The 24,044-nt window shown below is 55.5% G+C and carries 15 protein-coding genes; 8 read left to right on the top strand and 7 right to left on the bottom strand.

The features are described from left to right. Positions 1-29 precede the first annotated feature (29 nt). Positions 30-1,433 carry an ATP-dependent RNA helicase DbpA gene (gene dbpA / locus B4U49_RS15940; RefSeq protein WP_078085602.1) on the top strand — a complete coding sequence of 468 codons (1,404 nt, stop codon included), beginning with the start codon at positions 30-32 and terminating at the stop codon, positions 1,431-1,433. A 294-nt stretch (positions 1,434-1,727) separates the two neighbouring features. Here dbpA and B4U49_RS19570 read toward each other — a convergent pair whose 3' ends face one another. Both B4U49_RS19570 and B4U49_RS15935 read right to left on the bottom strand, forming a co-directional pair. Beyond that, the gene (locus B4U49_RS19570) at positions 1,728-1,913 is read right to left on the bottom strand and encodes a lipase family protein (RefSeq protein WP_158078642.1); all 186 of its coding nucleotides are present in this window, start codon (positions 1,911-1,913) and stop codon (positions 1,728-1,730) included. 23 nt (positions 1,914-1,936) lie between these two features. Next, complete coding sequence (locus B4U49_RS15935; protein ID WP_143735704.1) at positions 1,937-2,755, bottom strand: hypothetical protein; 819 nt, start codon at positions 2,753-2,755, stop codon at positions 1,937-1,939. A 180-nt stretch (positions 2,756-2,935) separates the two neighbouring features. On the opposite strand from B4U49_RS15935, the gene B4U49_RS15930 reads away from it, so the two are divergent. The 4 genes from B4U49_RS15930 (at position 2,936) to B4U49_RS15915 (ending at position 8,534) form a co-directional block, all read left to right on the top strand. Further along, the gene (locus tag B4U49_RS15930) at positions 2,936-3,622 is read left to right on the top strand and encodes an ABC transporter ATP-binding protein (RefSeq protein WP_078085600.1); all 687 of its coding nucleotides are present in this window, start codon (positions 2,936-2,938) and stop codon (positions 3,620-3,622) included. Then, positions 3,598-6,048 carry an FtsX-like permease family protein gene (locus B4U49_RS15925; RefSeq protein ID WP_078085599.1) on the top strand — a complete coding sequence of 817 codons (2,451 nt, stop codon included), beginning with the start codon at positions 3,598-3,600 and terminating at the stop codon, positions 6,046-6,048. The genes B4U49_RS15930 and B4U49_RS15925 overlap by 25 nt, the downstream gene beginning before the upstream one ends. Positions 6,049-6,054: 6 nt before the next feature. Beyond that, positions 6,055-7,137 carry a lipocalin-like domain-containing protein gene (locus B4U49_RS15920; RefSeq protein WP_078085598.1) on the top strand — a complete coding sequence of 361 codons (1,083 nt, stop codon included), beginning with the start codon at positions 6,055-6,057 and terminating at the stop codon, positions 7,135-7,137. Between the two features lie 209 nt (positions 7,138-7,346). After that, positions 7,347-8,534: an acyltransferase family protein gene (locus B4U49_RS15915; protein WP_078085597.1), complete on the top strand. Its 1,188-nt coding sequence runs from the start codon at positions 7,347-7,349 to the stop codon at positions 8,532-8,534. A gap of 101 nt (positions 8,535-8,635) precedes the next feature. On the opposite strand, the gene B4U49_RS15910 is transcribed toward B4U49_RS15915, so the two are convergent. Next, complete coding sequence (locus B4U49_RS15910) at positions 8,636-9,064, bottom strand: hypothetical protein (protein ID WP_078085596.1); 429 nt, start codon at positions 9,062-9,064, stop codon at positions 8,636-8,638. A 246-nt stretch (positions 9,065-9,310) separates the two neighbouring features. On the opposite strand from B4U49_RS15910, the gene B4U49_RS15905 reads away from it, so the two are divergent. Continuing rightward, positions 9,311-11,512, top strand: a complete 2,202-nt coding sequence (locus tag B4U49_RS15905) for an OsmC domain/YcaO domain-containing protein (protein WP_078085595.1) — start codon at positions 9,311-9,313, stop codon at positions 11,510-11,512. Between the two features lie 24 nt (positions 11,513-11,536). Here B4U49_RS15905 and B4U49_RS15900 read toward each other — a convergent pair whose 3' ends face one another. Next, complete coding sequence (locus tag B4U49_RS15900; RefSeq protein ID WP_078085594.1) at positions 11,537-13,006, bottom strand: hypothetical protein; 1,470 nt, start codon at positions 13,004-13,006, stop codon at positions 11,537-11,539. 271 nt (positions 13,007-13,277) lie between these two features. Beyond that, positions 13,278-16,223 carry a M16 family metallopeptidase gene (locus tag B4U49_RS15895; protein WP_078085593.1) on the bottom strand — a complete coding sequence of 982 codons (2,946 nt, stop codon included), beginning with the start codon at positions 16,221-16,223 and terminating at the stop codon, positions 13,278-13,280. Positions 16,224-16,521: 298 nt separating this feature from the next. Between B4U49_RS15895 and B4U49_RS15890 the strand changes: the two genes are divergently transcribed. After that, positions 16,522-16,872 (top strand): hypothetical protein, encoded by a 351-nt coding sequence (locus B4U49_RS15890; protein WP_078085592.1) that lies wholly within the window; start codon positions 16,522-16,524, stop codon positions 16,870-16,872. A 102-nt stretch (positions 16,873-16,974) separates the two neighbouring features. Here B4U49_RS15890 and pepN read toward each other — a convergent pair whose 3' ends face one another. Together pepN and B4U49_RS15880 are read right to left on the bottom strand one after the other, a co-directional pair. Next, the gene (gene pepN / locus B4U49_RS15885; protein ID WP_078085591.1) at positions 16,975-19,659 is read right to left on the bottom strand and encodes an aminopeptidase N; all 2,685 of its coding nucleotides are present in this window, start codon (positions 19,657-19,659) and stop codon (positions 16,975-16,977) included. Positions 19,660-20,051: 392 nt separating this feature from the next. Next, positions 20,052-20,984: a porin gene (locus B4U49_RS15880; protein WP_078085590.1), complete on the bottom strand. Its 933-nt coding sequence runs from the start codon at positions 20,982-20,984 to the stop codon at positions 20,052-20,054. 283 nt (positions 20,985-21,267) lie between these two features. Here B4U49_RS15880 and B4U49_RS15875 point away from each other — a divergent pair, with 283 nt between their 5' ends. Continuing rightward, a complete protein-coding gene (locus B4U49_RS15875; RefSeq protein ID WP_078085589.1) occupies positions 21,268-23,877 on the top strand; it encodes a DNA internalization-related competence protein ComEC/Rec2 in 2,610 nt (869 codons plus the stop codon). Positions 23,878-24,044: the final 167 nt, after the last annotated feature.

Below are 24,044 nucleotides of genomic sequence, written 5' to 3'. Positions count from 1 at the left end.
CCGCTATTTTCCCCAACTGAGCCTATTCTGTGACCACTCCCGAATCCAATCACCCTCGCGAATTCCAGTCTCTGCCACTGCAAAAACCGCTTTTGAAGAACCTGGAAGACCTGGGGTATGAGCGTCTGACCGAAATTCAGGCCGCGGCGCTGCCGGCGATTGTCGCCGGTGAGGACGTGATCGGCCAGGCCAAGACAGGGTCTGGTAAGACGGTGGCGTTTGGTCTCGGCCTGCTGCACAAGCTGCGGGTTGAGCGGTTTCGGGTGCAGGCGCTGGTCTTGTGTCCCACCCGCGAGCTGGCGGACCAGGTGGCGCGGGAATTGCGCAAGCTGGCCCGCGCCATTCACAACATCAAGATCCTTACACTGTGCGGTGGTATGCCCTTCGGTCCTCAGATCGGCTCCCTCAAACACGGTGCCCATATTGTGGTGGGTACCCCTGGCCGTATTGAGGACCACCTGCGCAAGGGTAACCTCGACCTGGGCAACGTGGAGACGCTGGTATTGGACGAGGCCGACCGCATGCTGGATATGGGCTTCCAGGCAGTGCTGGACCAGATCTTGGCCGAGCTGCCACAGCAGCGGCAGACGCTGCTGTTCTCTGCCACCTATCCCAAAACCATTGATGCTTTGGCCACCCGGGTTCTGCGTAATCCGGTGAAAGTTGAGGTAGCTGCAACACATACCAAGAGCTCCATCGAGCAGAATTACTACCGGGTGGAAAATAACGAAGCGCGGCCCGCAGCGTTGTATCAGCTGCTTGCCAATCACGATGCTTCGTCCGCTCTGGTGTTCTGCAATACCAAAAAAGAAACCGATGAAGCCGCGCAGACGCTGAAGCGCGCAGGCTTTGCCGCGCTCGCCCTGCACGGTGATATGGAACAGAAAGATCGCGACCGCACGCTGGCCCTGTTTGCTAACGGCAGCGCGTCCATCCTGGTGGCAACCGATGTGGCCGCACGTGGACTGGATATCGAAGAACTACCTGTGGTGGTGAATTACCATCTCTCCCGCGATCCGGAAGTGCATGTGCACCGCGTGGGACGTACCGGGCGGGCAGGGCAGAAGGGTGTGGCGCTATCTCTGGTCAGCAAGAAAGAGATCTACAAGCTGGAGCGGCTGGAAGAGCTGATGCAGCAGAAAATCACCCTGCAGGAAGTGCCGGAACTGCCCCGCGGATTCAGTCCTACTCGGCCTGTCATGTCTACCCTGCAGATTGATGGCGGTAAAAAACAGAAAGTACGCGCCGGCGATGTGGTCGGCGCGCTCACTGGCGAAGGCGGTATCGATGGCAAGCAGATCGGCAAGATCCAGCTGTTCGATTTTTCCACCTTTGTTGCCGTGGAGCGCCCGGTGGCGAAGAAGGCGCTGAACAAGCTAGCCAACGGAAAACTCAAGGGACGCAAATTCCGTTCACGCATCGTCGGCGTCTAAGTCGGAGCATTACCTGTGATATATCCGCTATCGATTTAGATTCGCTTCTACTCTCGACGTATGGATTGTGTTCAGGTGCCTGGAGGCAGTATTGCTACCAGCTATTGCAGAAACTTTTGTTAAACTCATGGCAAGGTCACGGATACTGTGGCCTTTTTGCGGGCCGTCATCATAAAAATCTAACCAGATTGTAGATTTTCCCTTCTTTCCGGGCGACCAATCGAAGCTAAGGTCAGGATCGATGCCCTTTCTTGGCAGTTCAAGAATTTCCCCTTTTCGTATACACGCGTTGCGTTAAATGGATACTTTGGTTCCTTCGAAAATAGCGAGAATAGTCACCCATCTATTTGGAGATGGATCAAAAACGATAGACTTTGAATTCTTGAAAAACCTCTGCGAATACTGAGCCAGGCCACCGCCAAGGGAGTGGCCAGTAAAGACTATCGTGTCGTACTTCTGTCCGTCCTTTCGGATTTCCACAGTATGCGGAATGAATTCAGTTTTTATAGCAGATCTGCGCCATCACTCTTTTGTAATGAAGTATCGGCAGCAGAAAGGCCTGAGATTGCGCTGCAGGCGCCGTGGTATTCAATGACCTCTGATATGGCACGTTGCGCTGAGTATTTGACCAGCCCTTCGTCTCGTTCTTTTCTAATATTCGCCAACATTGCACTGCGTTTCTTGTCGATACCTGACACGATGACATTAATACTCAATTCATTGAAATACGCTTTATCGTACTCCGAATTAATACCCGTCGCTGCGGCGGCAACACCCGAGAATGCATTGGCAGTAGCGCCATGGGAGACGATTGCACCAGCACCAGACATCAAGAGACTGGTGCCGCCCCAAAATACACTGGCCTGGTTCTTGGAGGACATGAGCACACGCTTATAGTGATTGCAGCGTTCATTGGAAAGCGCGATCAGCTCGTCTTGCAGGGAATTTCGACGATGCAACTCTTGATCGCTATTTAGTACAGTACCTTCTTGAATCGGCGTGTAGTCTCCGTTGGCGTCCAGATACTGATACTTCTGCAATAATGTCTCTACAGATTTATTTTCATCAAATAGGCTGCCGGGGCCACTCAGCAGGTCCCTATCTTCAGGCATTGTTTTTTCACGCAGGTAGGTACAGCCAGAAAGCGTGGTAATTAAAGTAACGATCAATAACTGTTTAAACATGATGGCGTCATCCCCATGGTCGAAACCTCGAATTTTCGGGCGCGCCCAAGCTGGGAGTGCGAACAGTTCGAGGAAAATGTGACGTATTGTTTGTTTTAGGTGTGATGTGTAGCGCGCCAAGACTTTATTATTTTTCACACTGTGAGTGCAAATATAATTCTTGAAATGTATAAATGGCGGAAAAATTTACTATTTGTGCTCGAAAATATAGCTCTTAAGGGCTAATCGACGTGTTTTGATACTTGGTATTTCGCAATAGATAGCCAGGTAAATGGCTGGGTTAAACTAAAGTCCACTATTCATTCGTTCGTCCAATCTATGAGTGACATTCTCATCCGGGCCCAAGGGCTTTGCTGTTCCTATGACAACAGTCGTGAGCATATCAACGTGCTGCAAGGCGTTTCTCTGGAGTTACAGCGGGGCGAGTCTGTGGCTGTTATCGGGCCCTCGGGTTCGGGCAAGAGCACATTGCTGAATCTCCTCAATGGCCTGCTGGTCCCTGATAACGGCTTACTCGAGGTATTCGGGCGCGATAGCACGCAGCTGACAGAGGCCCAGTGGGCTGAGCTACGCCGCACGCGCATTGCCACACTGTTTCAGGATGGCAATTTGATTCCCACGCTCACTGTCTCCCGCAATATAGCGTTTCGCGCCGGGCTTGCGGGTCTGCAAACGCACGACGGAGACACGTTGCTGGAACAGCTGGGCATTGCCGAAACCGCACACCGTTACCCTGATCAACTCTCTGGTGGCCAGCGACAGCGCGCCGCGCTGGCGTGTGCGTTTGCCATGCAACCGGATCTGATCCTTGCCGATGAGCCTACCGGGAGCCTTGATTATGCAACTGCCGAACGGGTGGTACCGCTTTTTTTTGACGCCATTCGTGAGCGCAAGCTGGGGGCACTGATCGTCACCCACAATCCGGAGCTTGCCCAGCGTTGCGATCGAATCCTCGAACTTCAGGAAGGAGCCCTGAGCCCATGGGTCTCGCCGGCGTCTTCCTGAGCCATTACCGCCGCCATCCGGGACAGCTGCTGGGACTGCTATTGATCCTGCTCTGTGCCGCCATGCTGTGGAGCGGGGTGCGCTCGCTGACGGGATCGGCGGAAAATGCGGTGGCGAAATCCACGACGGCTCTGGAGCCGTTGTTGAGTGTCGTGCGTACCGATGGGGAGCCGCTGGCGGTGGACGATTTTGTACGCCTGCGCCGGTCGGGACTTTGTGTATCGCCGCGTCTGGAAGTGCGCGTTGCCGCCAACGATGCGCCAGCTGTGATTGGAATCGACCCTTTCTCTGCCGCGTGCCTGCGGCAATACCGTCAATCACCTGACGAAGAAGCGGCGGATCGTGAACTGCCGATTGTCGGTCAATTACTGTCCGCACTAGATCGTCCGTTACTGCTCGGCAGTGCGCGGGATATTGCGCGCTGGCGCCAGCTATCACTGTCAGACTCGCTCCGTTTCGAGCTTGGCGAAGTCGACGGGTTGCCCCGGGGGCAATTATTGACGGATATCGCCGTCGCCTCGGAAGTGGCGTCACTCGTCCCCAGTAACAGCAGGTTACAGATTCTGTTGCCGGCGATGGGCACCCAAACGAATCAGTTGCCACTCCCCGAGGGCTACCTTGGGCAGGTGGAGGATTACGGTGTGCAGCCGGATCCATTGGTGAACGCCTTCCTGTTGAGTCTCGACGCGCTGGGTGCGCTGGCGCTTTTGGTTGCGGCGTTACTGGTGCGTAGTGTGTATCGCTTTGCGCTGGAGCAGCGCCGTCGCAGTCTGGAGATACTGGTGCGAGTGGGTGTTCCCAGGTCAATGTTACGTGTGGCTTTGATCGCAGAAGTACTTCTGGTGGCGCTGATTGGTGGCACTTTGGGTGTGTGGTTGGGGGAGCGCCTGGCTTCGGCAATGGCGGATGGATTCCAGGGTACGTTGAGTGGGCTTTTCAACGTGGACACTCTGGGGAAGAGTGCAGCAACGGCGGAAACCTGGCTGGGTATGGTGTTGATTCTGGCCGTGGTGGTGAGCTGGGCCTGTCTAGATTTACTGATGCTGCGGCAGGAGCCGAGACATGGCCCCCTGAGTAGCGGGGCAGGGGCGAGCAGTGGATCACGAGGCCGCTGGCGATGGCTGGGCGCTCTATTACTTTTTTTTGCAGTTTCATTGCTGGTGTTGCTAGCGACAGACACGCTGTGGCTAGTGTTCGTCTCCGCGACGGGGTGTCTGCTCGGCGTTGGTTTGCTGTTGCCGGACGTGCTCAATCACCTGTTTGCGCGCGCAGAATGCCACTATGCGCAAGGCCACAATACGCAGCCGCTGTTGGAGTGGTCCTGTTCCGAGATGCGCGCGCTCTGCCGCTTGTTGAGCCTGCCGCTTACGGCACTGGCGTTTGCGATCGCCACGGCTATCGGTGTGCAGGCAATGGTCAACGGCTTCGAATCCACCTTTGCCCGGTGGCTCGACCAGCGTCTACAGGGGGATCTCTATCTGGACCCGGGGCAGCCCGTTACTACATCTGAGTGGAGTGCTCGACTCGAGCAACTGCACGGCGTGACCATGGTTTTACCGATGGTACGTGGTCGCGCCTTGCTGCAGCAGGGCGGATCAGTGGATGCATTGCCGGTGGATGTGCTGGCAATCGACCCGGCCTCGCCGTTACTGCAGGACTGGCCATTTAAAGATGCGGTGCCCTACCTCTGGTCAGAACTCCCAGCACGCGGCGTGCTGATCAACGAGCAACTGTCAAGGCGGCAGTCACTGGCAGTCGGCGACCACATTCGTTTCCGTATTGGGGCCGAGCTACACGTTCGAGAGGTGCTTGGGATATACGCGGATTACGGTCGACCGGACGGCGAATTGATGTTGTCACTGACACTGGTGCCGGACTCGCTGCCCAATCGGTACTCCACGTTTGTATTGGGAGCGAGCGATACCCGGAAAATTCGCTGGCGTGAATGGCCGGAAAAAAATGCGTGGATGGCGGGCAGCCGCCTGCGAGATCAAGCTGGGTTGAAGCAGGCAGCCAACGCCGCCTTCGCGCGCACCTTCCACATGACACAATTGCTAAACGGGTTGACCCTGGGATTGGCGGGCACCGCGCTGACGCTGATGGGCCTGGTTATTTTCCGTATGCGGCAGGGGAGTTACACCTTGCTCCATGTTTATGGTGTGCAACAAAAGCAACTGCGTCGTCGCATGATTGCGCACAGTATGCTGGTGACCGGTTTACTCGCCTTATTTGCAATACCGCTTGGTATATTCCTTGGCTGGGTACTGGTAGCAAGAGTGAATCCCGCCGCTTTTGGTTGGGCGCTGCCATTGTATTTTTATCCGGGATTCTGGTTGCAGGTATGGCTGGTATGTCTGCTGATCGGCGCGCTCGTGGGCGTGCTGGTTGGAAACCCGGTGCGGTTGGAGACACTCAAGCATGAGTAGAGAAAAATGAAGGGGCCCGGTCGCATACTGCTGGTTTTTCTGCTGCTCGCCGGTTGCGCAAAAGAGCCCGCTCCCGAGTCGTCGCTCGGCGCACTTAGTGATCCCCCGGAAGGTTTCCGTCAGGCGGAGCCGGGGATGACCGTCAAGCTGCCGGAAGATATGGGGCCACATCCTGAGTACCGTCTCGAATGGTGGTACTTGACGGCCAACCTGCAAAGCGCCGAAGGCGAACGCTTCGGCGTGCAATGGACCCTGTTCCGCAGCGGTATCCGTCCGGGGCCTTTTCAGGAAAAGGCTCCGGGCTGGAAGCGGAATGAGATCTGGCTCGCGCACGCAGCCCTCAGCCGCCCACAAGAGCACCACTTCGCAGATCGCGCCGCCCGCGGCGGAACGGCGCAGGCCGGGGTGGAAGTATCTCCATTCAAGGCCTGGATTGATCACTGGGAGTTAGAAAGCCTGGATGCCGAAACCTGGCAGCTTGTGGTTGATGAGGGTGACTTTCGTTATCGCCTCAAGATTCAGCCGCAGCGCCCGGTGGTGCTCAACGGTGATGGTGGCTTCAGTGCGAAATCCTCGGCCGGTGGTGGATCCATGTATTTCAGCTATCCGCTGCAGGTCACCGAAGGTGAAATTCAGATCGGTGACTCCGTGTACGCAGTCACAGGGCAGGGCTGGTTCGACCGCGAGTGGAGCAGCCAGTATCTCAAACCTGAACAGGAAGGCTGGGACTGGATGGCCCTGCACCTCGACGATGGGCGCCACCTGATGCTGTTTCGCGTGCGAGGTCTAGAGGATTTTTACTCGGCTACTCTGGTTGCCGCGGATGGCACGTCGCGCGCCCTGGATGCTGAAGAGTTCAGTATGCATCCAGTTCAGCTGAGGAAGAGCCGCTTTGGCGAAGTGCCGGTCGCGTGGGGGGTCAAAGTACCATCAGTACAGCTAAACCTGCTGGTCAGATCCTGGCCCGGTGATTACTGGAATCCGGGGACACTGCGTTACTGGGAGGGCCCTGTATTGGTCGGGGGTAGCCACACCGGTGAGGGCTATCTCGAAATGACCGGCTACGAAGATGACGGTAGCGGCACATGATCGAACCCTAAGAGCGCCGGACTGGAGTGTTAAGGTCAGCGAGTGATCAACAGTTGACCTCCTTTTGTAGTATTACTCTTTGAGGTGGTTGCCATATGTTTGATTTAAAAAGAATTTTCGCTACTATCCTCTGTTCTCTCATCACGATTACATTTGCTGATGTTACGCATCGCCTGGATAAAATGCGTTATTTCTAATTGCGGGTTTCATTGAAGGTCGGAGACCTGAGCTACAAGTCGCGCAATAAAATCTACGGACTGCTCTGTGTCATTGCGGAGGGCGGGCTTGGGCTGTTTATGAGCATTATATCTGAAAATAAAACACTTAGTGATTTCGACGGAAACCGGCAAAACAATTTCACTCTAATCAGACTTATATTTGCCTGGCTGGTTTTATTTGGACATAGCTTTGCCATTCAGCCTACTCATGGCTTGAAAAACCCCGTAAATGCGATTTTTAAAGGCTCCGAATGGATTGGGAGCTTCGCAGTCCACGGCTTTTTTGTAATTAGCGGGTTTCTTGTTTGCGCTAGCTTGCTTAACCGGGGGTGCAAAGATTACGTCATATCAAGATTCCTTCGAGTTGTACCCGGACTCGCACTTTGTGTGCTTCTCTCTGTTTTCGCCCTCGGTACAGTGCTTACATCGCTGTCTTTAGGTGATTATTTTTCGAATCCGAAAACTTGGGAGTATGTAAAAAATGCATTTGCATTTTTTCCAATGGAATGGAATCTTCCTGGTGTGTTTGAAGATAATCGCAGGGAAGCTATCAACGGTTCCTTGTGGACTCTGAACGTGGAAGTGTATTGCTATTTTCTACTCGCTTTTATCGGTTTTTTCGGCTTGCTTGGCAGAAAAGCTATCGCCAATCCCACTATCGCCGCAGTTCTGGCTTTCAGTTACTTCCACTTTGGAGATGTTCCGCTATTAGGGGGCAACGCAAAGTGGGGGCGTCCCGGGCTGTTTTTCCTGGTAGGCGTATTTTTCTATATTAATCGCGACAAAGTGCCGGTAAATGGGAAGCTCGCTGTTTTTTCTCTGGTGATGTTGGCCTATTCGTTTGGAAAAGATTGGTACTTATACGTTGCTCCGCCATTTTTTGCGTACCTGATTTTTTACTTTGCATACGTAATTAAGCATATTGATCTTGATGCGAAGCTGGGAGACATATCTTACGGGGTTTATATATATGCTTGGCCTGTTCAGCAGATTGTTGCGATATCGTTCCCGCAGCTAAATCCATATGGTCACACAGTTTTAGCTACTGCGATCGTATTCGGAATCGCATACCTGTCATGGCATTACGTGGAAAAAAATGCGCTAAAGCTAAAACCAAAGTTGATGTCAATGACTAACGGACTTCCCTTCATTCGAAATCGAGCCGTCTCCCAGGCCTAAATGACTGACGAACCTGTAGCAGAAGTGTATTTGTGGTAGGAGCCATTGCAGCAGTTAGTGTTGCAATGGCTATTTTGGGTCAACCGGAAATTTGGGTATTGCTAGAAGCGCAGGCGAACGCCAAGCGCGCCGTCGACACCAAAGCCCTCTTTGTTTTCGTTATCGCTAAAGGCGAAATTCGGGACCGCCTGGACATAGGCCTGCAGGCTGGGTGCAATACCGAAGCTCAGGCCCACCGGTAAACGGACGCCGGCTTGGTCGTTATCCCTGTAGCGCCCTCCGTCTTCGTAGAATCCGCCTGCGTCGATATACGCATGTACGGTACCCAGGTCGTTGCTGAAATTGTGAATACGCACGTCCAGCGCCAGTGCGTCGCTGTTCACAAATACCGAGGTGCCGCGGAACTGTGCGGTTACACCAACCCCCAGGTCGTAGGCGAGGCCGAGCCCGAAGCCGGAGTTGCTTTTAGCGTGTGAAGGCATGCTGAGCGCGGCTGCCAGAACGGCAAAAGTGACCCATTGAAATTTCATAAGTACCTCTCGATTATGGGGTGGGCGAAATGCGCAGAGTATAAGCCTGTGCTCTCGCTGTACTTTGTCCCAGATCACAGTAGTTGGAACGCTAGGGCGCTAATGATTGTGATCTAGTGTCAGGACAGTCCGGCATCGCCGGGGAAACACGCTCAGTTAAAGCGAGACGAGCTACCCTAAATTCTGGATAATGCCGCGCCTCAGCCTCTTTAGGCGGTCAAATTCTCAAATCCCGGTAGTTCCCCCATGGAAATCAACGTCAACTTCCTCGAAAACCTGCGTCTTGAAGCCAAGTTTGACGACTTTACGGTCATCACCGATCAGCCCATCCGCTACAAGGGGGATGGATCGGCACCGAGTCCATTTGATTATTTTCTGGCGTCATCTGCCCTGTGCGCGGCGTATTTTGTGCGGGTCTACTGTCTGGCGAGGGATATACCCACCCACAATATCCGCCTGTCGCAGAACAATATCGTGGATCCGGAGAACCGCTACAACCAGATCTTCAAGATTCAGGTGGAGCTGCCGGAAGATATCTCGGAGAAGGACCGGCAGGGAATTCTGCGCTCCATTGACCGCTGTACCGTGAAGAAGGTGATCCAGACCGGACCGGACTTCCAGATCGAGACGGTGGAGAACCTGGCGGAGGATGCCCAGGCATTGTTGATGGTGGAGCCGGATGCCGAACACCAGACCATGATCGAGGGCAAGGACCTGCCGCTGGAGCAGACCATTGCCAACATGACAAAGATCCTCGCCGACCTGGGGATGAAGATAGAAATTTCGTCCTGGCGCAATATCGTGCCGCATGTGTGGTCGCTGCATATCCGCGATGCGGCCTCTCCGATGTGCTTTACCAACGGTAAGGGAGCCACCAAGGAAAGCGCGCTGTGCTCCGCTCTGGGTGAATTCATTGAGCGCCTCAACTGCAACTTCTTTTATAACGACCAGTTCTTTGGAGAAGAAATCGCGAATGCCGAGTTCGTACACCATCCAAACGAGAAGTGGTTTGAGCTGGAAGAGGGCGATGGACTGCCGCAGGGCATTCTGGATGACTACACCTTGGCGATTTACAACCCGGATGGGGAACTTGGCGGCTCCAACCTGATTGATACCAACTCTGGTCGTATCGACCGTGGCATCTGCTCCTTGCCTTTTGTGCGCCAGTCCGATGGAGAGGTGGTGTACTTTCCCTCCAACCTGATCGAGAACCTGTTCCTCAGTAACGGCATGAGTGCGGGCAACACCCTGGCGGAGGCCGAGGTGCAATGCCTGTCTGAGATTTTTGAGCGTGCTGTGAAGCGGGAGATCCTGGAGCAGGAAATTGCGCTACCGGACGTGCCCCGCGAAGTCCTGGAACAGTACCCGGACATCATCGAGGGCATCGAGGCACTTGAGCAGCAGGGTTTCCCGATCCTGGTGAAGGACGCATCCCTTGGCGGTCAGTTCCCGGTGATGTGTGTGACCCTGATGAATCCGCGCACCGGTGGTGTATTTGCTTCTTTCGGCGCGCACCCGAGTTTCCACGTGGCTCTGGAACGGAGCCTCACTGAGCTGATGCAGGGCCGTAGTTTTGAAGGGCTGAACGACGTACCGCCACCCACCTTCAACAGCCTGGAAGTTACTGAGCCGCAGAACTTTGTCGAGCACTTTATCGACTCCACCGGTGTGGTTTCCTGGCGTTTCTTCAGCGCCAAATCCGATTATGAATTTGTAGAGTGGGATTTCTCTGGCAATCACGCGGACACCAATGACACGGAAGCTGCGCGCCTGTTCAAGATTCTCGAAGAGCTGGGCAAGGAAGTGTATGTAGCAACCTTTGAGGAACTGGGTGCACCGGCCTGCCGGATTCTCGTGCCCGGTTATTCCGAGGTGTACCCGGTAGAGGATCTGATCTGGGATAACACCAATAAGGCGCTGGACTACCGCGAGGATATTCTCAATCTGCATCGCCTGGACGAGGCGCAGCTGGAAGATCTGGTGGAGCGCCTGGAAGAAAGTCAGATCGATAACTATGAAACCATCATCACGTTGATCGGTGTGGAGTTCGATGAGAACACCGTTTGGGGCCAATTGACCGTACTCGAGCTAAAGCTGCTGGTATATCTTGCCTTGCAGCGCCATGAAGAAGCACTGGAGCTGGTCGAAGCCTTCCTGCAGTACAACGACAATACCGTGGAGCGGGGGCTCTTCTACCGTGCGGTACAGGCTGTACTGGAAATAGCTCTGGACGATGAACTTGAGCTGGAAGATTTCACCTACAACCTCAGACGTATGTATGGCGAAGATGTCATGCAGGCCGTGATCGGATCAGTGACGGGTTCTGTACGTTTCCATGGCCTCACTCCCACCAATATGCAGCTTGAAGGACTGGACAAGCACTTGCGTCTGATCGACAGCTACAAAAAATTGCATGCGGCCCGTGCCGCGCGCGCTCAGGGCGCCTGATTGGCGGTTCGCTAGCGGCCGCGCTCAGGGCATTGAGCACCCCATCTGCGGGTTTTCCTGCTGGCCGGATTTTGCATTGAGGAGCAGGAAACTCATCACGTGTAGCGCCTCAAAACGCTTCTCATACGGTGGGTAGGACGTGACTCCGTGTGGGAAGGCGTTGAGGTGGCAGCGCGCGCAGCTGAATCCTTTTTGTGTGTAGGTTTCCAGCGTGGTATTGACCAGGTTCTGCACGCTGGAATGTTGGGCACCGGGAATCCCGGGGCCGAGGTGCCGGTTCGGTACTTCCAGGTTTTTGTTCTGGGTACCGATTAACTGGTAATAAGACCACACCGAATCGCGTAGCAGCCACTGGTACTTTTTGTTGGTAATCTGCACATCCCGTGGAATTGGCGTTACGCGAGAAACATTTACCTGTTTGATAGCCGACTTGAGCGGCAGCGGATCGCCGAGCTTGAAGGTTGCCGGTATCAAACCCGCTTCACCCGACTTGCCTCCCACCTCATATCCATTGGGATACTCCGGCACGTTTTTGAGTGGATAGCTGCCGGACATACCGGGATTGAATGCGGGGTGTATCGGGCTGGGCAGCGGATCGTTGAAACGTTTCTCTACGCGTACATTGTCTACGTGTTCAAAGGTTGACGGCAAATGCCCAAAGGGCGTCACCCTGTGAATATGAAAGCCCACCAGTCCCATTAATGTGGGTTCACTCAGGCTGCCATCCGGCTGCGGGAACTGCAGCATACGCCGGAAGTAACGCCCGGGGATATCCGCGTCTGGCCCTTCTGTTTTCAATACTTTCCATGCAGCTTTTACTTCAGTAATACCCTGGCGGGCATACAGGGGCAGGTCCCGTATGTAGTACTCCAGGCCCGTGGGTAGCGGCTGGAAGTTGTCGCTGTTGTCACTCAAGCCCATGGCAGGCGGCGGAGCTTCTCCATACTCGTTGGCGTGGTCGATAAAGTTGTTGACTGCAATCACCTGGTTATCGGCATCGTAGTATTTGAATTGTTTGATGTAGCGAAAGTACGGCTGGCTGAGGGTCACCTCTACGCGCACAAACTCTTTGTTTTGATCCACCAGCGGACCGGTGGGTACATTCGAATTTGTGTACGGCTGATTGATTCCCGGCGCAAACGGGCGTCCGTACACGTAGCTATCGGAATAGCAGGGAGGGGATGACAGGCGTTGGAGGGCGCTGAACTCGGGATTACCCCATTCGACAGGCCAGTATTTGGGTGGTGTAAATGCTGTCTCCGGGCTCATGTAGGACTCCCACACAACGATGGGGTGGGGAGTTTTGTTGTTCGCGAGACCGGCGAGCTTTCCGTGGGTATCTGGTTGCCCTCCGGGGCCGCCTTGTTTCCAGGGCCAGTTCAGTGCAATAAACGATTGCCAGGCAAAATCGTAAGTGTCCTGCTGACGTACCGGTGGGGTCTGGTAATTATCGGGATCTGCCGGGTAGGCGGGGTGATTGATATCGAAAGGCATGAGCCAGGGCTGGTTTCTGAGGACAAGCTCAGCACAGACGCCGTAGCTCGACATCAACAGAGTGCAAATAAGAAATGCACACCGTCTCGAAGGTACTTTCATACTGCGAAGCTCCGTTCGAAATCACATCCTGCCAAAGTAAGTCTAGGACCCTTGGTGCTATGCCGGTGTTGGTTCCCGTGCCACTTGGATGAGGCTTGGGGTAGTAGCGCAATTTGGTGGCATAAAAAAGGCGGCCGAAGCCGCCTTTTAAAATCACATCAACCCGGGATTAGAGGCTCGCGGCATCCGGCGCGGTCTCTGCTTCCTCGGCTTTAATGACATAGCCATCTTCATTCAGCTCGACAATCGGCATGCCCAGCGCTTCCACATCTTCGCGGATGCTGGCGGCATCGCCGACCACCACAATGGCCATATTTTTAGGCTCGAGCAGATTGGTGATGGCGTTGTTCAGGGTTTTGCGGTCTGTCTCCTGCAGGATAGTGCCCTGTTGTGAGCGGTAGTCCAGCGGCAGGTCGTAGCGCAGGATACGATTCAGCAGGCCCAGTTTGGCCGAGGGTGTTTCGTAGCTGCGTGCTTCCTGCTGACCGATAGCGGAGCGCAGGTAGTTGAACTCGGTCTCGGTCATGCCTTCGCTGTCGTAGGCGTCCATCTCTTTTAGAACTTCACTCAACGCGTCTGCAGTTGCGTCTTTCTTCACCTCCGAGCTGAACATATAGCTGCCTTCCTCAGGCTCGCCCAGAAGGTAGGTGCGGGCACCATAGGTGTAGCCCTTGTCCTCACGCAGATTCAGGTTGATACGGCTATTGAAATTGCCGCCCAGCGGGAAGTTGCCCAGGTACGCCAGGTAGTAATCGCCCAGTGCATCGTAGGGCAGGGCGTGCTGGCTCATCCGCAGGCTGGATTGTGCCGCGCCTTCTTTGTTGACCAGATACACGGTCCGTCCGCTGATTTCCGGCTTCTGGAACGTAATGGCCGGGCGAACCGGCTGGGTAACCTTGAGCTGGGCCAGGCCATCCAGCGCCTTGACGATGGTGTCGTGTGGCAGGCTGGTGCTCACGGTTACACCACCGAAGTGGGCAGGGAAGTGGGCTTTGTAATAGCTTGTGACGTCTTCCAGGGTGATCTCAGCCACGGTGCCAGGCAGGCCGCCCGTGGGGAAGCTCAACGGATGTTCCGGACCGCGCATCACTGCACCCACTGCTCGGGTAGCAAGTCCTTGCGGGGTCTTGCGTGCCTGCTGCAGGCCTTCGATGGTCTGCTGCTTGATGCGGGCGAAGTCCTCTTCGCTAAAGGCGGGCTTCAGGATGCGCTCCATCATCAACGGAATCGCTTTATCCAGATGCTTGGCCAGCACATTGAGGGATACGGTGGTGTCGTAATCACCGGCATTGATACTGATGGAGGCACCCAGACGCTTGAGCTCTTCCGTAAATTCGGCCGCGCTGCGCTCGGTAGTGGCCTCGCCCATCAGTGAGGTCATCAGCGAGGTCAGACCGGCCTTGCCGCGCGGTTCATCGCGTTGTCCCACACCGAATACCGCTTGCACGGTAACCGTTGGGGTTTCCTCATTCTGTACAGCCAGCATGCGCACGCCATTTTTCAGCTTGCCGTCCTGAATGGTCGGTAGCTCCACCTGCGGGTTTACGCCCGGGGTGGGTTGCACACTACGATCGAAGCTATCCTGCACCGGGCGCAGGGCGAGGGCTTCGTCATCGTCGCCGTAGCTCTCCGGGATGGTGCGCTGCCACTCGTAGTTCTGTTCTGCGGCGGCCAGTTCAGGCTTGCCGTTGGGCACTACGCTCAACAGTACGGCAGGCTTGGCGGCGATGTACTGATCAAATACGCGAGTGACGTCACCGGTTTCTACCGACAGATAGGCGTTGATTTCGTCATCGATACCCTTGGGGCTGCCGGTGAAGGTTTCGAACGCTGCCAGCGTGGAGACCTTGCCGGAAACCGATTGCAGGCCGAACACGCGGCCGGACTCATAGCCCGCCTTGAATTTCACCAGGTCATCTTTGCTAACACCGCGTTCGGCGAACTCGACGAGGGTGTCGCGCACGGCTTGTTCCATTTCCGCGAGGGATTCGCCGGACGCGGGATTCTGGATCACGATAAACCACATCTCACAGGCGAGTTCCTTACAGGAATGGGAGACGCTGGCTTGAACGGCGCGACCAGTCTGAACCAGTCTCTGGTAGAGCATGGAGTCCTGGCCGTGGCCGAGGATTTCAGCGGCGGCATCCAGTGCCGGCTCGTCTTCGTGGCCGCGGTACACGGTGGGAATCATCATCGCCAGTGCCGGGAGATGGATATTGTCCTCCAGGGTTACATAGCGATCCTTATCCAGTGTGGCCGGCTGTTTGGCGAGGTTCTTTACCTCGGGGCCGGCGGGGATCGGGCCGAAATACTTGGCTACCCATTCGAGGGTCTTGGCCTTGTCGATGTCGCCGCCGATGGTCAGTACCGCGTTGTTTGGGCCGTACCAGCGCAGGAAGAAGCGTTTCAGGTCTGTGAGGTCTGCGCGGTTAAGGTCTTCCATCCAGCCGATAACGGGCCAGGAATAGGGGTGGCCGTCGGCATAGGTAGTGGCGTACATGGTCTCGAGGGCGCGTCCGTAGGGACGGTTGTCCACGCGCTGGCCGCGCTCGTTTTTCACCGTCTCACGCTGGACTTCGAATTTTTCTTCGGTCACCGCATCCAGGAACACGCCCATTCGATCGGCTTCCAGCCACAGCACGGTTTCCAGCTGGTTGGCAGGGACGGTTTCGTAATAGTTGGTGCGGTCGGTATTGGTGGTGCCATTCAGGGTGCCGCCGGCTTCCTGAATGATGCGGAAGTGCTCTTCATCGCCCACGTTGACCGAGCCCTGGAACATCATATGCTCGAAGAAGTGGGCAAAACCGGAGCGGCCTGGGTCTTCACGGTTGGAACCCACGTGATAGGTCACGTCCACGTGTACTAGCGGATCGGAATCGTCTTCGTGGAGGACGACGGTAAGACCATTCGCGAGTTTGTATTTGGTATAGGGGATGGCAATTTCGGCGCCGTTGCCGTCGAAGGTCTCGACTTCGGTGATACCGGCGGGGAGGGCAGTTTGCGCCTCGGAGGACACATTATCCTGTGTCGGTTGTTTGGCCGATTCCTCCGGCCCCTTGCTACAGGCTGCGAGCAGCGCAGCAGCAAAAATCATGGCGATTTTAGTGCGTTGCATGGTGGTTGAAGTTCCTTTTTATTAGAGACCCGTCGATGCTATCACAGTCACACGGGGTGTTTAGGGGAAAATGAAGTGCTCAGTAGTGTAGGGGATAGGTAATGTAACCAGTTGGCCGCGAGTCAGTCTGAGTAACTGGCGCTGTGAAAGCAATTTCGTCGGGTTCTGCGGTGCGTGTCGGGTATTTAGTCTCAAAGATATTGAGGGTAGCGTGAATGTGTCACAAAATGAGCACACTACGTAAGGCCGTACAATCTGAAAGCTCGGTCCAACCTTTACGGCTTAAAAGAGATTTCTCATGACGCCCCGTTTACTTTGCTTGATATTGCTACCGCTGATGCTTTCGGGATGCACTTTGGTTGGTGCTGTGCTGGATAAGCAGACACACGAATTCGTAGAGAAATATAAAGCCGGTGCGGAAAAACCAAAAAAAAATAACGAGTTCATGAAGGCTGGCTTCGAGATGGATAAGGAGCTGGTTAAACGCGCCATCGCTGCTGGCGACGAAGTCGAGGAGCAAGTGGTAAACGTACCTTCACATTGCAAGGGTACCTACCAGCGCGTGTGCTCGGAGAAGGAGAGCGTTTGTGTCTGTGTGCGCGGTGACGACGGCTTACGGGAGAAAGTGAAGGTTGTCGGAGACAACTGACTTGGCCGCTCATCGGCCTTCGCGCTAATCCAGTAACTACACTCTTCGCGAAAAAGGGCCCCGATGGGCCCTTTTTGTTTCAGTCTGGTTGTGCTCAGGGGATTACCCCGCCGAGTTGTCGATGGCAGCTGCCATATTCAGGCATTGCTGGTTTTTGTAGCGGCGGTTTTTCAGCGCTTTTTCAAGCAGCGGGTTCAGTTGTTTTCCGCTGTCCAGAATGTCGCTCACCTGCTTGACGCCTTTCTCGCTGCAGTTCAGCGGGAACAGGCGGGTATAGGTGCCGACAAACTCGGAAGCATCGCTCGCATTGACCTCATCCAGTGCCCCCACAATGCGCTCAACGTTGGCCTCGTAGAGGCCGCGCTGTTCGGTAGGGAAGAGCGCGCTGGCGGCGTATTTCAGTTGGGCCAGTTTGAACGCATCGCGGTTGTCCAGCAGGTTGTTCAGCCACTGGGTTTTCGCTTCCTGTTGCGGACGAATCGCTTCTGCCGCGATCGCGTTCAGCTGGGACCGGTCGGAGCTGTCTTGTTCCAGTTCAGACTTGATCACCTGAGCGTAGTCGCCGTAGAGATGGCGGTTCAGTAGAGCGATTAGGTTCCAGCGCATGTCCGGGTCCAGTGTCAGCCCTTCAATAACCAGCTCACCGCGCAGCAGGTTGCGGGCATTTGCCAGCGCCTTATCGGTGTGCGCTATACCGGTATAGATGCCAAACCAGGTCTTCTGTGCATCGCTGGCCGCGGGTGCGCTCTGCAGTTGCTGCCAGGCGAAGGTTTCGATCGCCAGCTGCAGCTCGGTGCGCTTGGCATTATCCATGTCAACCTGGTTCAGATAAGCGTACGCGGTGCCAAGATGGCCGGAAACCAGGCGGATCACGTTGATATTCTGCTCGCTACCGGCATTGTTGATCGCGAAGCTTACATACTGATCCAGTGGCAATTTCGCATCCGTAACAGAGTCGAACAGGCTTTGCCACATCATCAGGCGTGTGAACGGGCTCTCGATGTCGTTGATGTGCTTGGACATATTGTCCACGGAAACCTTGTCCAGATTCACCTTGGCAAATGCCCAGTCCCCTTCATTCGGGTAAACGATCTGTGGGCAGGCTTCGCCATTCGCGGCAGTTACCGCAGTGCTGGCACCGGAGTAGGTTACCGGGATGGCCTTGCTCAATACCATCTTGCCGCCGTCCATGTTGTACAGGCCGACCTGAGTGCGCTGCTCGCGCAGGGTCGGGTATTCGGCCGGTGCAGACTGGCTGATGGTCAGGCTGGCAATCTTGCCGTCTTCACACTGGAAGTTCGCCTGGATGGTATTCAGGCCGGCCTGGTACAGCCATTGTTGTTGCCAGGCATCCAGATCTTTGCCCGCTGCCTTACCCAGATGACCCATAAAGTCGTCGAGCGTGGAGTTTTTGTAGGAGAGGTCCTTCAGGTAATTGGACACACCCTTGCGGAACGCTTCCTTGCCCAGATAGTAAGGCAGCTGCTTGAGGATGGAGCCACCCTTGCCGTAGGTAATGCCGTCAAAGTTGGCGAAGGCTTCATCGGTGTTTTTGACCGGCAGCTGGATTGCGTGAGTGGTCGGCAGCTGATCAGAGCCGTAGGCCCACTGCTTGGTACCCTGGTAGAAGTTTTCCCAGGTATTGTCGAACTCACTGTTCTCCGCCAGAGACAGGTTTGCCATGTAGGTGGCGAAGCTTTCGTTCAGCCACAGGTCGTCCCACCAGTTCATGGTAACCAGGTCACCGAACCACATATGTGCCATCTCGTGTGCGATTACGTTGGCCAGGCGCATACGCTGGGCTTGGGTTTTTTCACCGCGGGAAACATAGGCCTCGTTGAAGGTAACTGCCGCTACGTTTTCCATGGCGCCGGCGTTGAAGTCGGGCACGATTACCTGGTCGTACTTCACAAAGGGGTAATCCACTTCAAAGTACTTCTGGAAAAATTCGAAAGACTGCTTGGTAAAGGTGAACCAGTCATCCGGCTTCACGTATTCCGCAAGGGTCTTGCGTGCGAACAGGCGCAGAGGGATACCATCCGCGTCATCTTCCCATACGGTGAAGGGACCGGCGTGCAGGGAAAAAATGTAGGAGGAGAATCTTTTCGATTGCGGGAACACCCAGTGATTCATCTCACCAGCTTGTTGCACCTTGCTTTCACGCACGGAGGAAATCACGCTCCAGTCTTTCGGCGCGGTCACATCCAGGGTGTAGTGCGCTTTCAGATTGGGCTGATCGAAGTGCGGGAACAGGCGATTGGCGTCATAGGGTTCGAAGTCGGTGTACATGTACACCTCGCCGTCTACCGGATCAACGAAGCGGTGCAGGCCGGAACCGTTGGTGGAGTAGGCATGCTTGTAGTCCACGGCAATCGCGTGTTTGCGGCCTTTCAGGTGGGCGGGTTCGATGTTGATGAACTGACCGTTGTAGGCGAAAGGCACGGTTTTGCCGTCTACCTGAACACTTTCCACCTCGCCGCCGGCGAAGTCGATGGTGAGTGGCTGCAGCAGGTTACGACGGAACTGGGTGTCAGCGATGACACGACCGGAAAACGCATCGCCGGATTTGTCGATGGTGACGGACAGCTTGTAATCCACCTGGGCAATTTGTTGCTTACGCAGCTTGGCATACTGCTCTGACAGGCCGGGTGCATTGCTGCGGGCAACGGCCGGTTTGGCAAGCGCGTGGGCGGTGCTGGTAGATTGCAGCTGGTTTGGCTCCAGGCTGCAGGCTGCGAGAATGCTGCTGCACAGCACACCCAGGGCGAATTTTCCGGTTTTGGTCATGGGTACCCCATTGTTCTTAGAGCTACTTGGAATTCGAATTCCTAAGGAAAGGTTTCTGCGCACAGCGCGGAAAGTTCATTCTTATAGCACGCCACGCGAGGACAGCGCCCGCCAGCTTGTCCCGCGATAGGAACGGTTCATCGCGGGCCAGTGAAAGCTGCTGGACGTTTCCTTCTGGTGGGGTTTGCTTCTGCGGATTGCGCTCTCAGCACTTATTAATTCTGCGCCATCGTGGGGCATGCAGATGGGATAGTTGCATCTCGAGGGGGAGCCGGTCCGAAAGCCGGCGGACTTGGAAACGGCAAGGTGAGGGGAAAGACAGGATTACTGCGAATAAGTAGAAATAACAAGGGCACAACCCAGGTTGCGCCCTTGTTTGATTTGTATTCGGCTTAGAACTTGAATTCAGTACCGATGCCGAAGTAGCTGCGCTCGTAGTCGTTCGCTGCAGTTTCATCGGTGTAGAAGGTAAATACCTTGGCGGCTTTGGACAGTTTGTAGTCCAGGCCGAGGCTGAAGGTTTCACCATCGGTTTTGACAATGTCAGACTGGCCGTATTGCGCCTTTGCGGTCCACTGGTTGATCTTGTAGGCCACGGACGTCATCCAGCCATCCTGCTTGGTATTGTCTGCCTTTTCCTGTTCTTCGAACAGGCCGCCGACTTGCAGGTTGCCAAAGTTGTACTGGGCAACCAGGCGATTCACTTGCCAGTCATTCGCCTCAACACTCTGGTCGAAAGCGTATGCCAGATATACACCATTCTTGTCGTAGGCGAGTGATACGGAGGTACCATTATCGCGAGTATCGATTTGGTTGCCTTCGTCGTCGAAGATTTCTGCTTCCTTGTTGCTGATATAGGCGGCGGCAACCTTAAAGCCTGCGAAAGAGGGTGTGGTGTACTGCAGGTTGTTGGATTCGCGATTGTCGCTCTTGGTGATAATGCTTTTGATATCACCCTCGAGGTCATTAAACAGGTCGACTTTCTTCTGAGTGATTTTCAGCGGGGTATCGAACTTGCCGCCGATCACCTGGCCAAATCCGCCTTCCAGTCCAGCGTAAATATTGCGCTGGGTGAAAGTGTCACCCTCGCCATCAATATTTACCTGATACTCCATTTTGTAGATGCCCTTGATGCCACTATCCAGCGGCAGGTCGCCTTTAACACCGACACGGGACGCGTTACTTTTTACATCCGTTGTAGCGCCTTCGCCTTCGTCATTGGACTGGAATGAAGTGTTCGCCTTGCCGTAAAAGGTCAGTGCTTCCGCATTTGCAAAAGTGGGGAACGCTGCCGCCAGTGCGAGGGTGATTGCAGTCTTTTTCATGGTTGATCTCTGAATGTAATAAGTGAGAGCAGTTGTTTAGATGCCGCGCATTTTGCGGCTCTTTTGTTACAACCATGTGAAACGTGAATATTTTCTTAACGTTTTATGACCTGACGGTTTCAGGGGCGGGGTTTTAACGTCGGGAATGACAGTTAAGGCATGTGTCGAGCGGGCTATGTTGCCGAGCCGTGTGACTTGAGCTTGATGAGTTGGTCCTATCTAATCGGCGTTGTGGAAAGGAATTCCTGCGCAGTTGGCAATAGTCATTTTCAGCGCGAAATAAATGCGAATAGCTAAGGAAGGCAGTTATGGGGTGGGCGAAGTGACCCTGCCGAGGACGCCGTCGCTAGTATCTGGTGTCTGGTTGCTGGCAGTAGGTATTGGCCAGGTGGCGCTATGGCCCGAGCTGCCGGGCAATGCGGATAGCGCGGGCGTACTGATGATGGGCGTCATCGGGCTGGCGGCTCTCCTGCTGGTATTGGCTCGCCCGGTCAGCGGTACTGCACGCTGGGTAACCTGGTCGGTGGCTTTACCTATTGCCTTTGGGGTCGGCTGGGCGCTCTACAGTAACCATCACGCTTTGACCAAGCGTCTGCCAGAAGCCCTCCATGGAACCGATCATCGCGTCACCATCGAGTTAAACGCCCTGCCGCAGTCCTCGCCTGCGGTCTCTCGCTTCGGATCTAGCTTCGTCCCTTCGACTGGCCACAAAGATGCCCGTTTTAACGCGCGGGTTATCGACGCCGAAAATACCGAGTTGCTCGGGCAGCGTTTGCGCCTGAGCTGGTATCGCATTGATCCCAAATTGGCCCCAAACCTCACTGCAGGTAGCCGCTGGGCACTGGTTGTCCGCCTTAAGCAGCCCCGCGGAAGTCTCAATCCCCACACCTTTGACTATGAAGCCTGGCTGTTACAGCGGGGGATCTACGCTAGTGGATACGTGCGCGACGGGGATGAGGAGCCCCAATTTATCGCTGCCGGAGATGGCATTGATGTGTTACGCGAATATGTCCGGGATCGGATAACTGGGGGATCACCAGGGAGCCCCGTACTGCGGCACCAGGCGCTGATACGCGCCTTGTTGCTGGGAGATAAGGGTGGGGTGGATACGCCTACCCGGGACTTACTGCGCAGAACCGGTACTGCGCATTTGCTCGCGATCTCTGGCCTGCATGTGGGTATGGTATCCGGGATATTCCTGCTGGCCGGCGGGCTGCTCGGCCGCTTCTTTGGCTTGCTAGGAAGGGGGAGCCCACTGGTTTGGGCGGGCGGAGCCGCTTTGCTAGCGGCGTTGGCATATACCCTGTTAAGCGGCGCACCGCTGTCCGCCCAGCGGGCGCTGATCATGACGTTTGTAGTGATCGCCGCGCTGGTACATCGCAGACGGTTCGGGAGTGGTCTGGCATTCGGGCTCGCTTTGGCATCGGTCCTGTTGTTACAGCCATTGGCCGTGCTCGACGCGGGTTTCTGGCTGTCTTTTATTGCCGTGGGTGCTTTGTTATTGCGTTTTCGCGGGCGGGGAGGGCAAGGCGAGGGGGTCCGCGAGGAAGAGCTCGCAGGTGCCGCCTGGACAAGTAACTTCACGAGTCGCGGCATGCGCAGATTCGGGGTTGCCTGTGTTGGTGCATTGCGGAGCCAGTGGGCCATTCTAATTGGTCTGTTGCTGCCCTCAATTCTCATTTTTTCCGGGGTCAGTGCCAGTGGTTTGCTGCTGAATCTGGTGGCGATTCCGTGGGTAGGCTTCCTTATTCTTCCGCTGGTATTCCTCGGAGCGGTATTCCCCGGGCCGGTAGGTAACTTTCTCTGGGGGCTCGCGGATAACCAGCTGACATGGCTGCTAGAGTTTCTAGCCTACGCAGATAGTCGCCTACCGGGGTGGCAGTCGCTACAGCTCCCCTCGGCCGCAGTTCTCGCTTTCGCGATCATTTCTTGTTTTGTACTGCTGTTACCGCGTGGATTTCCCGCCCGTGGACTGGGTTGGTGTCTTGTCCCTGTCGTTTTTGCGGGGCTGTTGCCCGGAGGCTGGCAGAGAGAGGCACAGGCATTTCTCAATGTCACCGTACTGGATGTGGGGCAGGGGCTCTCCGTGGTCGCGGCCACCGAGGATCACCGGATGCTGTTTGATACGGGAGCAGGCAGCGGTCGTGGCTGGAATGCAGGAAGCAGTATTGTGGCGCCATACCTGATGGCGGAATACGGGGCGGAGCTCGATTTACTGGCGGTCAGTCACGGTGATCGCGACCATGCTGGCGGGGTGAGCGGCGTGCTCGGGCAATTGGAAATCGGTGCCCTTGTTGCTCCCGGGTGGCTCGGAGAGCGGCTCGCGGGGAGCAACCGCGGTACTCCCGAAGTGCCGCTGAGAACCGTTCCCCAGTTTCATTGCCATGCCGGACGCGAAGATAGCCTTGATGAGCTGACAGTGCAGTGGCTGTGGCCAGACTCGGACAGAGTGGATGGCGAAGAGAATGACCACAGCTGTGTGGCATTACTTGTCTGGCGGGGAGTGCGGATCCTGCTGACTGGCGATATCTCGAGTAGTGTGGAGTACAAGCTAAGAGCAGCCTATCCCGACTTTACCCCGGTTGACCTGTTGGTCGCACCCCACCACGGATCGCGAACTTCCTCCTCTAATGCCCTTATTCAGTGGGCACGTCCCGGCAGGGTGGTGTTCAGTGCAGGTTACCGCCACCACTTCGGCCATCCGCATCCCGATGTGGTGTCGCGATACCGCAAAGCTGGCGCCACCCTGTTCAATACCGCCATTACGGGGGCGATTACAGTAGCCTGGAGTACTGGAAGTTCTCAGCCGCAGGTACGCTGTGCGAGAAATACGCCCAGATTCTGGCGCTCTGGGGTTACTGCGTGCACGGGCGAAGGGGCCAGCGTGCGCTGAGGCACATAGCCTATGTGCACCGCCGTGCAACCGGGAGGCGCGCGGTTCCATGTTGTGTTCATCGGCGTACCAATTGGTAGCAGGATGAGAGCTCAGTCGCAGTTTTAAGGTGGGGCGTGGTGTTACCGTGCAGGCCAGATTCAGCAAGATGATGTACTGGTTATTTG

The sequence above is a fragment of the Microbulbifer mangrovi genome, from assembly GCF_002009015.1.
GTDB lineage: Bacteria > Pseudomonadota > Gammaproteobacteria > Pseudomonadales > Cellvibrionaceae > Microbulbifer > Microbulbifer mangrovi.
This window is presented reverse-complemented; position numbering and strand designations above follow the sequence as displayed.

Bases quoted from the DNA above. Each gene is read 5' to 3' on its own strand.
- B4U49_RS15930 (WP_078085600.1), top strand. From the start codon at position 2,936: ATGAGTGACATTCTCATCCGGGCCCAAGGGCTTTGCTGTTCCTATGAC.
- B4U49_RS15925 (WP_078085599.1), top strand. From the start codon at position 3,598: ATGGGTCTCGCCGGCGTCTTCCTGAGCCATTACCGCCGCCATCCGGGA.
- B4U49_RS15920 (WP_078085598.1), top strand. From the start codon at position 6,055: ATGAAGGGGCCCGGTCGCATACTGCTGGTTTTTCTGCTGCTCGCCGGT.
- B4U49_RS15910 (WP_078085596.1), bottom strand. From the start codon at position 9,064: ATGAAATTTCAATGGGTCACTTTTGCCGTTCTGGCAGCCGCGCTCAGC.
- B4U49_RS15905 (WP_078085595.1), top strand. From the start codon at position 9,311: ATGGAAATCAACGTCAACTTCCTCGAAAACCTGCGTCTTGAAGCCAAG.
- B4U49_RS15900 (WP_078085594.1), bottom strand. From the start codon at position 13,006: ATGCCTTTCGATATCAATCACCCCGCCTACCCGGCAGATCCCGATAAT.
- B4U49_RS15895 (WP_078085593.1), bottom strand. From the start codon at position 16,223: ATGCAACGCACTAAAATCGCCATGATTTTTGCTGCTGCGCTGCTCGCA.
- B4U49_RS15890 (WP_078085592.1), top strand. From the start codon at position 16,522: ATGACGCCCCGTTTACTTTGCTTGATATTGCTACCGCTGATGCTTTCG.
- pepN (WP_078085591.1), bottom strand. From the start codon at position 19,659: ATGACCAAAACCGGAAAATTCGCCCTGGGTGTGCTGTGCAGCAGCATT.
- B4U49_RS15880 (WP_078085590.1), bottom strand. From the start codon at position 20,984: ATGAAAAAGACTGCAATCACCCTCGCACTGGCGGCAGCGTTCCCCACT.
- B4U49_RS15875 (WP_078085589.1), top strand. From the start codon at position 21,268: ATGCGAATAGCTAAGGAAGGCAGTTATGGGGTGGGCGAAGTGACCCTG.